The sequence below is a fragment of the Streptomyces sp. NPDC046303 genome, assembly GCF_055588085.1.
In genome coordinates this window covers 25,117-38,372 of the sequence record NZ_JBVJFA010000010.1, presented here as the reverse complement: position 1 = coordinate 38,372, position 13,256 = coordinate 25,117, and the positions used below count along the sequence as shown (strand labels likewise).

The 13,256-nt window shown below is 72.9% G+C and carries 11 protein-coding genes; 7 read left to right on the top strand and 4 right to left on the bottom strand.

Annotated elements, in window-relative coordinates:
• Positions 1 to 59: 59 nt before the first annotated feature.
• Entirely contained in the window at positions 60 to 1,259 is a 1,200-nt protein-coding gene (locus tag ACZ6I1_RS12850; protein WP_469286359.1) for a thiolase family protein, read from the bottom strand.
• 214 nt (positions 1,260 to 1,473) lie between these two features.
• Positions 1,474 to 2,565, bottom strand: coding sequence for a LacI family DNA-binding transcriptional regulator (locus ACZ6I1_RS12845; protein WP_469286357.1), 1,092 nt, complete (start codon positions 2,563 to 2,565; stop codon positions 1,474 to 1,476).
• A gap of 256 nt (positions 2,566 to 2,821) precedes the next feature.
• Here ACZ6I1_RS12845 and ACZ6I1_RS12840 point away from each other — a divergent pair, with 256 nt between their 5' ends.
• From ACZ6I1_RS12840 to ACZ6I1_RS12830, 3 genes are all read left to right on the top strand, one after another.
• Complete coding sequence (locus ACZ6I1_RS12840; protein WP_469286355.1) at positions 2,822 to 4,114, top strand: MFS transporter; 1,293 nt, start codon at positions 2,822 to 2,824, stop codon at positions 4,112 to 4,114.
• Between the two features lie 73 nt (positions 4,115 to 4,187).
• Positions 4,188 to 4,883 (top strand): alpha/beta fold hydrolase, encoded by a 696-nt coding sequence (locus ACZ6I1_RS12835; RefSeq protein ID WP_469286353.1) that lies wholly within the window; start codon positions 4,188 to 4,190, stop codon positions 4,881 to 4,883.
• Positions 4,884 to 5,071: 188 nt separating this feature from the next.
• Positions 5,072 to 6,454, top strand: coding sequence for an amidase (locus ACZ6I1_RS12830; protein WP_469286720.1), 1,383 nt, complete (start codon positions 5,072 to 5,074; stop codon positions 6,452 to 6,454).
• A gap of 27 nt (positions 6,455 to 6,481) precedes the next feature.
• Here the strand turns inward: ACZ6I1_RS12830 and ACZ6I1_RS12825 are convergent, their stop codons facing one another.
• A complete protein-coding gene (locus tag ACZ6I1_RS12825; protein WP_469286350.1) occupies positions 6,482 to 9,280 on the bottom strand; it encodes a hypothetical protein in 2,799 nt (932 codons plus the stop codon).
• 174 nt (positions 9,281 to 9,454) lie between these two features.
• Between ACZ6I1_RS12825 and ACZ6I1_RS12820 the strand changes: the two genes are divergently transcribed.
• The 4 genes from ACZ6I1_RS12820 to ACZ6I1_RS12805 all read left to right on the top strand — a co-directional run bounded on the left by ACZ6I1_RS12820 (position 9,455) and on the right by ACZ6I1_RS12805 (position 12,373).
• Positions 9,455 to 10,156: an O-methyltransferase gene (locus tag ACZ6I1_RS12820; protein ID WP_469286348.1), complete on the top strand. Its 702-nt coding sequence runs from the start codon at positions 9,455 to 9,457 to the stop codon at positions 10,154 to 10,156.
• A gap of 10 nt (positions 10,157 to 10,166) precedes the next feature.
• The gene (locus ACZ6I1_RS12815; RefSeq protein WP_469286347.1) at positions 10,167 to 10,631 is read left to right on the top strand and encodes a type II toxin-antitoxin system PemK/MazF family toxin; all 465 of its coding nucleotides are present in this window, start codon (positions 10,167 to 10,169) and stop codon (positions 10,629 to 10,631) included.
• Between the two features lie 126 nt (positions 10,632 to 10,757).
• Complete coding sequence (locus tag ACZ6I1_RS12810; RefSeq protein WP_469286345.1) at positions 10,758 to 11,570, top strand: Imm49 family immunity protein; 813 nt, start codon at positions 10,758 to 10,760, stop codon at positions 11,568 to 11,570.
• Positions 11,570 to 12,373 (top strand): immunity 49 family protein, encoded by an 804-nt coding sequence (locus tag ACZ6I1_RS12805; protein WP_469286344.1) that lies wholly within the window; start codon positions 11,570 to 11,572, stop codon positions 12,371 to 12,373. Before ACZ6I1_RS12810 ends, ACZ6I1_RS12805 begins: the two co-directional genes overlap by 1 nt.
• Positions 12,374 to 12,415: 42 nt before the next feature.
• Here ACZ6I1_RS12805 and ACZ6I1_RS12800 read toward each other — a convergent pair whose 3' ends face one another.
• The gene (locus ACZ6I1_RS12800; RefSeq protein WP_469286342.1) at positions 12,416 to 13,228 is read right to left on the bottom strand and encodes a TIGR02452 family protein; all 813 of its coding nucleotides are present in this window, start codon (positions 13,226 to 13,228) and stop codon (positions 12,416 to 12,418) included.
• Positions 13,229 to 13,256: the final 28 nt, after the last annotated feature.

Genomic DNA, 13,256 nt, shown 5'->3' with positions numbered 1-13,256 from the left:
CTTCTGTTCAGTTATTGGGCAGTTGAGGAGGGGCGGTGACCGGAAACGATCGACGCCCTTCAGCGCTCCAGGACGAGCGCGATGCCCTGCCCGACCCCGATGCACAGCGCCGCCATGCCGGTGCCCGAGCCCGCCGCCGCCAGCTGGTGCGCGACCGAGCCGGCCAGGCGGGCCCCCGACGCGCCGAGGGGGTGGCCGATCGCGATGGCGCCCCCGCGCGGATTGACCACCGCCGGGTCGAGCTCCGGCCAGGCCGCCAGGCAGCCCAACGCCTGTGCGGCGAAAGCCTCGTTGAGTTCGAAGGCGGTGAGGTCGCCGAACCCTCGGCCGGCCTTGCCGAGCGCCTGCTGCACGGCGTCCACCGGGCCCAGTCCGAAGAGCTGGGGCTCGATGCCGGTGACGGCGGAGGCACGGATGCGGGCGAGGGGCTCCCGGCCGGTGGCGGCCAGGCCCGCCTCGTCGGTCAGCAGAAGGGCCGCGGCGCCGTCGTTGAGCGGGGAGGCGTTGCCGGCCGTGACCGTACCCCGGCCGTCCGTACGGAAGGCGGGCTTCAGCCGGGCCAGGGCCTCGGGCGTGGAACCCTCCCGGATGCACTCGTCCCGTACCAGGTCCACGCCCTCGTACGGCGCGACCTCGCCGTCGTACAGACCGGCGGCCCAGGCGGCCGCCGCCTTGCGGTGGCTCTCCAGGGCGAAGGCGTCCTGCGCCTCGCGCGTGATGGCGTACTTGTCGGCGACGAGTTCGGCGCCCTCGCCGAGGGAGACGGTCCACTCCGCGGGCATCCGCGGGTTGGTCATCCGCCAGCCCAGCGTGGTGGACCACATCTGCTGGTGGCCGGCCGGGAAGGTGCGTTCGGGCTTCTGCACCACCCAGGGGGCGCGGGTCATCGACTCGACTCCGCCCGCGATGGCGACGGAGGCGTCGCCCAGCGCGATGGCGCGGGCGGCCTGGATCACGGCTTCGAGGCCCGATCCGCACAGCCGGTTGACGGTGACGCCCGGGACGCTCACCGGGAGGCCGGCCAGCAGGACCGCCATCCGGGCGACGTCGCGGTTGTCCTCGCCCGCGCCGTTGGCGTCGCCGAAGACGACGTCGTCGATGCGGGCCGGGTCGAGGTCGGGCGTACGCTCCACCAGCGCGCGGACCACGTGCGCGGCGAGGTCGTCCGGCCGGACTCCGGCGAAGGCCCCGCCGAACTTGCCGATCGGGGTGCGGACGGCGTCGACGACGTAGACGTCGCGGACGGTGCGGATGCTCATGGGGTCGCTCCTGGGCGGATCCGTACGGGCGGTGGCGCTTCGGTGCGTGTGTGGGCACCGCGGGACGCCGCCGGGCGCGCCCGGTGGGACGCGCCCGCAGTCTCCGTCCGCAGGTCACCGCCTGTCAACGGCCCCCGGCCCCGGAAGCGGCCGGCACGCCGCGCCGGGCTTCTGGCGTGAAAGCGGCCGTCCCCCGTCTCCTGGCCGCCGGTCGTCAGGTCGACTCGCGGTGGACGGCCCTCGCCGCCATCAGGTCGTGCCGCTCCGTGACCTCCGACGGCTCCCGCACGGCGCGGTCCACCAGCGAGGCCAGGTGGTCCCCGGTCGGCAGTTCGATCTGCACCGTGCTCAGCCGGGGCCGCAGCAGCCGTCCGATGAGCAGGTCGTCGGCGCCGATGACGGCGACGTCCTCGGGGATGCGCAGCCCCTCGTCCTGCAGGGCCCGCATGAGCAGCATGGCGTACTCGTCGTTGTACGCGAAGACGGCGTCCAGACCGAGTCCGCGCCAGCGGGCCGCGAGCGACGCGGCCGACTCCTCGGAGTAGGCCATCGGGAGGGCCTCGATCTGCGCACCGGCCGCACCGGCCCCGGCCGCTCCCCGCACCGCCTCGCGGGCGCCCGCCAGCCGGGGCGCGGAGAACAGTTCCATGCCGTCCTCCTCGGGCACGATCACGCCGATCCGGCGCCGGCCGCGCTCGACCAGGTGGGCGGCGGCCCGTGCTCCGACCTGCTCCTGGTTCATGACCAGCGCGTGCGCGCCCGGCACGCTGCCCGGGCCCATGGTGATCACCGCGCGGGCCCCGGCCCGCTTGAGGGTGGCCACGTTGTGCGCCGAGAGCGTGGTCTCACCCAGGGAGATCACCGCCACGGGACGCAGCTCGGCCCAGGCGCGGGCGGCCTCGTCACCGCTGAGGCCGAGGCTGCCGTACTGGACCACGGTGTAGTCGAGCCGGCGCAGTGCCCACTGGAGTTCGTTGAGGAAGGTGCTGTACAGCGGCCCGACCGGCACGTGCGAGGTGGGCAGCAGCACGATCCGGGTGTGCCCGGCGCGCAGGCTGCGGGCCGCCGCGTGGGGCACGTATCCGAGTTCCTCGGCGGCCTCGCGCACCTTGCGGCGGGTCGGCTCGCTGATGCGCACGGCTTCGGCGTTGTTCAGGACGTACGAGACCGTGGCGCGCGACACGCCCGCGAGCCTGGCGACGTCGGCACTGGTCGGCACGGGGGGCGGCGGGGCCTGCGGCGGCGTGGAGGAGCCGGAGCGCCCCGAGGCGGGTGCCGGCGACGGCGACTTCGATGACTGAGACATTGCCGTGGCATCTTTCCAGACCGGTTGCGGCCGGGGGCTAGCGGATGGCCGGAATCGGCTGCTACACAGTGGTTACACGATTCATTGACACGTGTAACTGACGCGCCGCATCCGCTTCGCCGAGCACGTCGCCGCGCGTGTCCCGACGTGCCGCCGCCCTGTCGCGCTCCGTCGCACCCCCGCCGTCGCGACAGGGCGGCGCGCACCCCTCCCGCCCCCCATCCCTCATCCCCTCGCACCCGCCCAGGAGGGCACCGTGGGCCTTTCCTCCCCCGGCAACGGCATCGGCAGCGCCGCCGCCGGCCCAGCCACCGCCGGCCCAGCCACCGCCGGCACGTCCGCCGCGACCGGCCCGTCCCGCCCCGGACGAGGGCTGCTGCCGCTGCTGCTCGTCGGCAACAGCGCCATGTACGCCCTGTACACAGGCGTCGCCGGCGTCCTGCTCGCGCTCCAGGTGGAAGATGTCGATCCGGCGAACAAAGTGGCGAACTTCGGCCTGATCGCAGGGGTCTCGGCGGTCTTCGCCACGGTGTTCAACCCCGTCGCCGGTGCCCTGTCCGACCGCAGCGGACGGCGCAACCCCTGGATCCTCGGCGGCGGACTCGCCGCCGTACCGGCGATGTTCCTGCTCGGCTTCGCCGACACGATCCTGCTGATCACGATCGCCTGGTGCCTCGGCCAGGCCGTCATGAACGTCTACCAGGCCGCCCTCACCTCCGTGGTGCCCGACCGGGTGCCGATGGACGCACGCGGCAAGGCCTCCGCGGCCGTCGGCCTCGGCCTGCCCTTCGGTTCCACGCTCGGCGCGCTGGTCGGCGCGGCCTTCTCCGACGACTACCGCACCGGCTACCTCGTCTTCGGCGCGCTCGTGGCGGGCTCGGCGGTCCTCTTCACCGCCTGCACCCGCGAGCAGCGGCTGCCGGCGCGCGCGCCGCTGCCCGTCAAGGCGCAGCTCGCCGCCTTCGCGAGCGCGCTGCGCGACCACGACTTCCGGTGGGCCTTCATCGGGCGGGCGCTGCTCGTCCTCGGGTACTTCGCGGTGAGCGGCTACCAGCTCTACGTCCTCCAGGACCACACGGTGCTGCCCGGCGGCATGGAGCCGGAGGCCGCGGTGGCGGTGCTGATGCCGCTGACCAGCGTGGCGATGGTCGTCTCCACGGTCCTCGGCGGCTACCTCTCCGACCGCTTCGACCGCCGCAAGCTCTTCGTGGGCGCCTCCGCCCTGCTGTCGGCGGTGGCGCTGGTGATCCCGGCCCTGTCGGCCGGCTGGACGGCGATGCTGGCCTTCTCGGTCGTCAACGGGCTCGCGTTCGGCTGCTACATGGCCGTGGACACCGCGCTCGTGACGCTGGTGCTCCCCAAGGCCGAGGACGCGGCCCGCGACATGGGCGTGCTCAACATCGCCAACGCCGGTCCGCAGATCGTCGCGCCGTTCATCGCCTCGGTCGTGGTCTCGCTCAGCGGCGGGTACACGGCCCTGTTCGTCGTCGCGGCCGTACTGGCGGTGGCGGGCGCCCTGGCCGTGATGCCGATCCGCAGCGTGCGCTGACCCGTCCCCTCCCCTCTCCCCGTTCCCTCCTGTCTCGCCACCGTTCCTCCCCTCATCGACGAAAGGCACCACCGTGCTGCTGCACACCCAGACCTGGGGCGAGGGCGAGCGCATCGCCCTCCTGGTCCACGGGATCATGGCCGACCACCGGACCTGGCGCCGGGTGGGTCCCGCCCTCGCCGACCGCGGATACCACGTGATCGCCGTGGACCTGCGCGGCCACGGGGCCAACGGCCGGGGCGAGTACAGCCCGGCGCTCTTCGCGGACGACCTGGTCGAGACCCTGCCGTCGGGCGCCGAACTCGCCGTGGGCCACTCCCTGGGCGCCTTGACCCTGTCGCTCGCGGTGGACCAGCTGAGGCCGCGGCGCGCGGTGTTCTCCGACCCGGCGTGGCACCTCTCCGCCTCCCCGGAGGGCTTCGGGCCGGAGCTGCTCGCGGAGTTCAAGACAGCGCCCAGAGAACGGATCCAGGCGATGAACCCGCGATGGGAGGAGGCCGATGTGGACATCGAGCGGGCGACCCTGGCGGTGTGGGACGAGGCCACCGCGCTGAGCCTCGTCCCGCTGAGGGGAGCCGACCTGATGCCGGCGGCCCCCGCAGTCCCTTCGCTGGTACAGCTCGCCGATCCGAGCACGCTGGTCTCGCCGGAACGGGCGGCGGTCCTCAAGAGCCGTGGTTTCGAGGTGCGTTCGGTCGCCGGGGCCGGACACACCATCCACCGGGACGACTTCGACGGGTTCATGGCCTCGCTGGAAGGTTGGATCTAGTCACCTCCGGCCACCCACCGCTACGGTCTCCTTACTGATCGGTAGGGGGAGTGGTCGCGGTGTCTGATTCTTCAGCGTCAACGGTCTCGGCGGCGGGGCCGGCCGCCTGCGGCTCCGGACACGGATCCGACTACGGCTACGGCTCCGGCTCCGGCTCCGGCTCCGGCTCCGGCGGGCCGTCGGGCCTGGTGGAGACGGCGGCAGCTCTCGCCGAAGGCCGCTGCTCGGCACGGGAGTTGACGGAGCGCGCCCTGCACCGGATCGCGGCCGCCCAGCCCCGGCTCAACGCGTTCCGGACGGTGCGCGCCGAAGCCGCCCTCGCGGAGGCGGACGCGGCGGACCGGCGGCTGGCCGCGGGCGAGCGGCTGCCGCTGCTGGGCGTTCCGCTCGCCGTGAAGGACGACATGGACGTGGCCGGCGAGCCGACCTCCTTCGGCTGCGCCGGCGCCTTCCCCGCGAAGGCCGCCGACAGCGAGGCGGTACGCAGGCTGCGCGCGGCCGGTGCCGTGATCGTCGGCAAGACCCAGACGCCGGAGCTGGGCCAGTGGCCGTTCACCGAGGGCGAGGCCTTCGGAGAGACCCGCAACCCGTGGAACACCGCCTACACGCCCGGCGGTTCCTCGGGCGGCTCGGCGGCCGCGGTGGCGGCGGGACTGGTCCCGGCGGCGCTCGGGTCCGACGGCGCGGGCTCCGTCCGGATCCCCGCGGCCTGGACGCACCTGATCGGCGTGAAACCGCAGCGCGGGCGGATCTCCACCTGGCCGGAGCCGGAGTCCTTCCACGGGCTCACCGTCAACGGCGTCCTGGCCCGTACGGTGGCCGACGCGGCCCTCCTTCTGGACGCGGCGAGCGGCCCGCACCCCGAGGACCTGCACCGGCCGGCCCGCATCTCGGCCGCGGAGGCGGCCCGCCGCACGCCGCGCCGGCTGCGCATCGCCCTGTCGTTCGCGATGCCGTTCACGGCGACGCCCAAGTCCCTGGACCCGGAGGTGCGTTCGGCGGTGGAGCGGCTGGCGGCGCGGCTGGAGTCGCTGGGCCACGAGGTGGTTCCCGAGGACCCCCGGTACGGTCCGATCGGCCTGACCTTCGTCCCCCGGGCGACGAGCGGCGTACGGGACTGGGCGTCGCGGGTTCCGGATCCCGGGCTGCTGGACCCCCGTACGCACGAGGCGGTACGGACGGGCCGGATCCTGGGCGGCCTGCCCCTGCGCGCGGCCCGCCGGACGGAAGCGGTGCTGCGCCGGCGGGTCGGGGAGATCTTCGGCCGCTTCGACGTGGTCCTGACCCCGACGACGGCCACCCCGCCCCTGCGGATCGGAGCGCTGTCGGGCCTGGGTGCGATGGCCACGGACCGGGCGATGATCGCCGCCTGCCCGTACGCCTGGACGTGGAACGTGCTGGGCTGGCCGGGCGTGAACGTTCCGGCGGGCTTCACGGAGGACGGCCTGCCGACGGGGGCCCAGCTCCTGGGCCCGGCCGACTCGGAGCCGACCCTGCTGGGCCTGGCGGCGCAGCTGGAGTCGGCGGAGGGATGGGCCGCGAGGTGGGCCGGGGACTCCTGGGGCCGATAGCCGGGCGGGCACTCCCCTAGACACCCCCTAGAGGCCCCAGGCCCTACGGAAGGCCGTCAGGCAAGCGACCGAAGTCCAGGGGCTTGGGGAGAGGGCGTGGCGGGCGTCGGCGAGCCGTGTGAGGGACCTGGCGCCCGCGTCGGGCCCTGTGGCCTGCTTGAGGCGGTCCGAGGTCAGGGTCGCCCCGAAGAAGTCCATCACCGTCGCGGCGAAGAGCATGAAGGCGGCGAGCTCGCACCCCAGGCGCGTGGCCGCGGGCATCTGCGGCGACCCGTCGGCCGCGCGGAGACCGGCGCCCTGCCGCAGACACCACGCGCCCAGCTCCTCGTACCACTCGCGGAACCGGTCCGCTGAGGCGCCCGCAGGTTCGATGAGTTCGATGCGGTTGACGAGCGCGAGGCCCGCCGCGCCCGTGGCTTCCCGCAGCAGGCCGTGGCGAACGCCGGCCAGCCGTGCCACGGCCTCGCTTCGCATGAGTTGCGGCACCTCTTGCACCAGGTCGATCTCGCTTCCTTCCTCGTGCCGGCCGACCAACGCGCGAGCGCTGCGCTGCAGTTCCCGGGGGAGGCCGCCCGACAGGACGTAGCACAGGGCTACGAAGGGGTCCTTCCATCCCAGGAGCAGCCCGTGAAGCATCTGCTGCGCGTTGGGAAGCTCCAGGCGCTGGAGCGTGAGGACATCGTCGAAACAGCTGTCGAACACATCACGGAAGGGCATCCCGCGCCGTGCGAAGCTCGCGGCGGCCTCCTCCGAAACGGAGACAAGGAAGAAGCATCGGCTGGCGCCGAACATTCCCTTGACATCGTTGAGGAACTTCTCGACTTCCTCCGCGCTTCTCACCTTGTCCAGCTCGTCGACGGCGATGATGAGCTGGTAATGCTGGGTCACTGCCTCAAGGAACACCCGGAGCCCGGCCACGATCTCGGGATAGCTCTTGGCCCGTTCACCCATCGTCGTCCCTTGTTTGGCACTGATGTCGACTCCTACCGGAAGCTGGCGCGCACCACCGAGCCTGAGCGTCATCGTGTGCTCAGCGCTGAGCGTCTGCTCGTAGCGGATCTGCCGGAGCTGGTCGAGGGCGAGTTCACGGAGCGCGGCCTCCCGGGAGTACCTCGACTTGTCGGATGTTCCGGCTCGGGCGATATGCCACAACTCCCTGGCCACCTTCGCCAGCCGGCTCCCCGCGAGGATCAGCGCCGCACCGAGGAGGACCATCGCCACACCTCCCAGCAGCATCCACGTACCGCGCCCCAGCCCGCCGGACACCGTGAGCAGCGACAGGCCGCCCGCCGCGCACAGCGCCAGCGCAGGGCACCACCACCTGGCCAGATCCTCCGCCTTGGCATGCCGCCGGCTCTGCTCGGACCCCGGCCCACCGTCGGAGGCCGGTTCGGACGTGGACCGGAAGGCACGCGGCACCGCCAGCTCGACGGCGGCAACGAAGAACACCACCAAGAGGGCTGCCGCGGCCGCGGTCAGGACCACGCCGGCATAGGCCCACGAGTCACCCGGAGCGCTGACCAGCCGGGCCGCGCGGGCCACGAGTACGGCGCCGGCAGCCAGGACGGCCACTCCGGCCAGAGCGATACCGACCGCGGTGGCGACCCTGGTCGCATAGCGGGGCCGTGGACTGTCGTTCACCTCCGCTTCGAGGCTGCGGTCCGCATCGGGGCCCACCAGCGCACGGCAGACCTCGGCATGCAGGTGCAGGACGAAATCGCGCGGATCGTACGCGACGGGGGCGGCCACCCTGACCCCCAGCCGGGTGTGCTCCGGTGGTCGCAGGTCCGCGTCCTCGGACCCCTCGCTGGGCGGGCTGGAGGTCGTGAAGTACTCGATGAGCCGGGACTTGCCCACACCTCTCGGACCCGCGATGCCGAAGCTTCCCTCGCCCCACCGGTCGATCATCGACTCCAACCGCTCGAAGGCCGAGGTGACCACCACCTTTCTGTTGGCCACCGTCTCGCGGAGAAGGTCAAGGGAGCCGACCTGCATGCTCAAGGCGAACTGCGCGGCCACAGCACTGTTGAGGGCCGTGACGACCACCGTGTAAACGCACGATTCCGCCGCCGCGTCGAGGTCCGCCCGTGCCGCGTCCCATTCCGTCTCCAGGGCGCGGTACTCCTGCCGCTCGCGCGCCCGCGCTTGCTGCTCGCGCACGTCCTTCGCCAGGCTGGCCTCGACCTCGGACTCTGCGTTCCGCAGGGCCATGAGCTCGCGAAGCATCGCGACTCGGAGATCGTCCGGCCGCTTCGGCGGAGCGGCCGGACCGTCCTTCGCCATGCCCCGGATCCAGTGGCCCGAGACGGGCGTACGGGCGGCCAGCAGTTGTCGGGCCGTCTCCCGTCGCTGCCAGGCCACATTCAGCAGCACCCGCACACGGTCCGCCGCCTTGCCGGTCACCTCATCACGGGAAAGTTCACGGTTCAGATCGAGCAGCGCCGCCCGCACATCGCGCAGGCCGTCCGCCGCCTCAGAAAGCTCCGTGAACGCGGCGTACCGCACCGGATCGGATTCCATCTCCGCCACGAGCAGATCATCCAGGTGGCCCGCGACCTGGCGGGTCCGCTCCAGCTGGTCGGTCAGGTTCTGACGGATGGATTCCCGCTGCTCCTCCACCACAGCAGCGAGATCCGGGGCCTCCTGGAGAAGCCCCAGCTGGTCGGCGATATCGGACCGGGCACACACGGCGGCCATCGCCTGCCCCATCAACAAGGCTTCGTCCACGGCGTAGTGCCCCGCCATCGGACGCGGCAGGAAGGACCGCCGCATCTTCGCATAACCCGTGCCGAGCTCCCCCGGACGGATACCGCTGGGGAATGACATGGGGGATCACCCCACAGATCTCGGTCTCTCCCCCTCCAGGGTCATCCCGCTGCCGTCAGGCGGTCAAATCGGCCACAAGGCGACACTGCCCGGCAGACCACTGCAACGACTGTTGAAAGGCGGCGATCTCAGGTAAGTTCCTTTTGGGAACCTATAAGGACCGAGGGGATGTCGATGACTCAGCAGACCTGGACGGCCGTGGACGCGTACTTCGACGGGCTGTTGGTCGAGGAGGACGAGGCCCTGACGGCCGCCACGGCCGACAGCGAGGCGGCGGGGCTTCCGCCCCATCAGGTCGCGGCCAATCAGGGGAAGTTGCTCCACCTTCTCGCCCGGATTCGCGGCGCGCGCAGGATCCTGGAGATCGGCACGCTGGGGGGTTACAGCACCATCTGGCTCGCCCGGGCCCTCACCGAAGGCGGGCAGGTGGTCACGTTGGAGGTCGACGCACGGTGTGCCGAGGTCGCCGCCGCGAACATCGCCCGCGCCGGACTGCAGGACGTCGTCGACATCCGTCACGGCAGGGCCGTGGACCTCCTCCCGCAGCTCGCGGACACCGAGCCGTTCGACCTGGTCTTCATCGACGCCGACAAGCCGTCCAATCCCGAGTACCTCGAGTGGGCCCTCAGGCTGACGCGGCCCGGCAGCGTCATCATCGGCGACAACGTCGTCCGCGACGGCGCCGTGGTCGACGCCACCAGCTCCGACCCCCGCGTGCAAGGCGTCCGCCGCTTCACCGAACTGATCGCCGAACACCCCCAGCTGACGGCCACCGCCCTGCAGACCGTCGGCAGCAAGGGCTACGACGGCCTCGTCATGGCCCTCGTCACGCAGGAGCCGCGTCGGCGCCCCGTGTCCGACACCGCGACCCGCTAGCCTCACGCGGATGACGACCATTTCACCCCAGGACAACCACCCCACCGACCAGCCCGGCCGCGACGGAGCCACCGCCACCACCGAGGCCGATCCGCATGCCATCGGCCCGGTGCGGACGGAGTACGCACCCGACCCGGACGGCGATCCGGACCCGGGCGAGATCGTGTGGACCTGGGTCCCGTACGAGGAGAACGACGGCCGCGGCAAGGACCGCCCGGTCCTCGTCGTGGCCCGGGAGCCGGGCGAGCGGACGCTGCTCGCCGTACAGCTGTCCAGCAAGCGGCACGACCACGACCGGGAGTGGGTACCGATCGGCACCGGCCCGTGGGACAGCGCGCGCCGGGAGTCCTGGGTGGACGTCGACCGGGTGCTGCGGGTGCACGAGGCGGGGATGCGGCGCGAGGCCTGCGCGCTGGACCGGGGACGCTTCGGGCTGGTGGTCAACCGGCTGCGCGAACGCTACGGCTGGCGGTAGCCCCGGCCACCCGGTGGCCGGCCGGCCACCCGCCCGGCTCCGCCGCAGCCACGCCCCCAGGGGGTGTCTGACGGAGGTCCGCGGCGTCGCGATGCCCGGCACGCACTCTCGCAGCACCGGCTGTCCATGGAGACGCCCGGTCTCGACACCCCCGAGGCGAAGGCGGCCCTCGGTGACGCCGCCGAGGCCGCTGCCGGAGCCGTGGCATACGGCGCGTACTACCCCCGCGTCCCCTTCGACGTCTTCCTCACCTACGCCGACTTCGGCCTGCGTTACGACACCGAACCGGACGGCAGCCCGGAGCCCGTGAGCGCGGACGGCTGGATCGAGGCGTTCTGCCTCGCGGTTCTCGTCGACAAGACCGAACACCACGGCGAGGCCTTCCACTTCGCCCGCCGGGCGCTGCAGCGGGACAAGGCCGGATGGCCGTCGGCCGAGCTGATCAACGGTCTGCTCGCGTACGTCAGCGGAGACATCGGCAGGGAGTACCCGAAGGGTCCGCCGTCCCGCGAGGAGAAGCTCGCCGCGCTCGACGCCGCGCTCACGCGGATCGCCGGTCGGCAGGGCAGCGGCGAGGACGACCCGGAGAGCCACCCGCACAGCGTCGGGCTCCGCGCGCTGCGCGCCCTGACCCACGGCGATCGGGACGCGTTCCGTGCCGAGTTGGCCGCGCTGCTGCTCCCGCACGCCACCCTCGACGCCACCTCCCAAGGCGGTTCCGGCCGTGGCCCCTCCCCCACGCCCCGTACCCTGCTCCCCCTTCTCCCCCTGACCCTGACCGCGCTCGCCTGGCGCCGCGAAGGCTGGCGGCCGCCCATCGACACCGGCTACCTGCCGCGGGCGCTGGTCACCGGTTTCGCGACGGCAGGGCCGCGGGTCGGGGCGTACGGCCGCGCCGCCGGCCGGATGCGGTCGCGGCCCTCGCCGCCGGTCCGGTGATGGTCGAGCGGCCCGCGTCCCCGCTGGCCGTCCACCCCGAGGGGGAGGCGCTGTTCGAGCAGGCCGCCCGGGAAGCCCTCACCCCGCCGCCCGGGAAGCCGCGCTCCGTCCGGCAGTTGGCGCACGCCGCCAACGACCACAAGCTCCTGTTCATGGCACGCGCCGCGCAGTCCGCGGACGCGACGGAAGAGCAGTGCGAAGGCCTCCGCCTCGCAGCCCGGCTGAGCTCCACCATCTTCCGTGCGGCGCTCGCCGAGCCCGGCACCGACGTCGAGGTGACGGTCGACGGGGAGCGGCTCACGTACCCGGCGGGCCGGAACGACGAGACCGGCCCCGGGCAGTGGCACCAGGGGGTCCTCCTCGCCCTGGTCACCGGCCGCCGCGAGGACCTCGCCCCGTTCGCCCTCACCGGTCCCGCGTTCCACAAGGAGGACCGTTCCGCCTACGCGTCCTACCGCCGCGCCCTGCACGACTACCTGCGTGCCGAGGACCCCGGGCCCGCCACCGACCAGGCGCTGGCCGACGCCCCGCAGGTCAAGGCCTGGGGCTTCAAGGAGGCGCCGGCCGTTCTTCTCTCGCAGCTCGTCGAGGGGGACGAGGAGAGCTTCAACCTGGCCCTGCCGGACGCCCTCGAGGCCCATCGCGACCACTACGGCGTCTCGGACCGCGCCGAGCGCATCGAGGCGGCGGTCAGCCTCGACGTCCTGGCGCTGGCCTGCCGCGCCCGCCGTCGGGGCTGGGACATCAAGGTCTCGTCCCCCTACCTGCCGCCGCGCCTGCTCGAGGCGGCCGAACCCTTCTAGGCGAAGCCCGGTAGCCCGGTAGCCCGAGAGCCCGCCGAAGGTCTACGCGAAGGCGCGTTCGAAGGCCTCCCGGGTCTCCGGCTTGCGGTCCAGGATCCCGAACACCACCCGATCGAACACTTCTGCGAAGCGGCCGGCCAGCAACCCCCGGAAGGCCTCGGCCACCACCGCCGGATCGTTCTGGAAGACCCCGCACCCCCACGCGCCGAGCACCAGCCCCCGGTAACCGTGCAGGGCGGCCACCTCCAGGACGAGTCCGGCCCGCCGGACCAGCGCCCCCGGGACCTCTGCGGCCCGCTCCGGCTCCTGGCGGCGGATCGTGCCCGCGTTCGGGGCCGGGGAGGTCAGGAAGCCGACGCGGAAGGGGCTCTCCAGCAGAGCGCCCCCGTCGTCGCGGAAAACGGGGACCCCGGGCGAGTGAATCACCCGGTCGGTGTAGAAGGTGCTGCGCTCCGCGCGGTGGACCTCGTAGTACTCCGGAGCCTGGAGCAGGGTCTCGTACAGGGCCGAGGCGCGGCACAGCGCCTCCTCCTGGGCCTTGGCGCCGCGAACGTACCCGCCCCCGGGGTTCCGGGCCGAAGCGAAGTTCAGCACCGCCACCGAGGAGCCCTGCGCCGCGAGCCTGCGGGCGGCGACCGCGCTGCTCTCCCCGGTGACCTCGACGGCCGTCGCGCCCCCGCCACCGGCGATCACCTCGTCTGGAATCACCCGGTTTGGTCCATATATCCTGGTTCCCGCCTTGGCTTCCGCCACGGCGGCGGCCAGCTCGACCCGCCGTCCCGATTGCGCCCGGTACCCGCCGGCCGCCACGATCTCCGCGTTCTCCCGCGCGATCTCACGCAATCTGCTGCTCACTCCGCCATCCTGCACACCGCAAGTCCCA

Coding starts and splice junctions, on each gene's coding strand:
- ACZ6I1_RS12850 (WP_469286359.1), bottom strand. CDS start 1,259: ATGAGCATCCGCACCGTCCGCGACGTCTACGTCGTCGACGCCGTCCGC.
- ACZ6I1_RS12845 (WP_469286357.1), bottom strand. CDS start 2,565: ATGTCTCAGTCATCGAAGTCGCCGTCGCCGGCACCCGCCTCGGGGCGC.
- ACZ6I1_RS12825 (WP_469286350.1), bottom strand. CDS start 9,280: ATGTCATTCCCCAGCGGTATCCGTCCGGGGGAGCTCGGCACGGGTTAT.
- ACZ6I1_RS12820 (WP_469286348.1), top strand. CDS start 9,455: ATGACTCAGCAGACCTGGACGGCCGTGGACGCGTACTTCGACGGGCTG.
- ACZ6I1_RS12815 (WP_469286347.1), top strand. CDS start 10,167: ATGACGACCATTTCACCCCAGGACAACCACCCCACCGACCAGCCCGGC.
- ACZ6I1_RS12810 (WP_469286345.1), top strand. CDS start 10,758: ATGGAGACGCCCGGTCTCGACACCCCCGAGGCGAAGGCGGCCCTCGGT.
- ACZ6I1_RS12805 (WP_469286344.1), top strand. CDS start 11,570: ATGGTCGAGCGGCCCGCGTCCCCGCTGGCCGTCCACCCCGAGGGGGAG.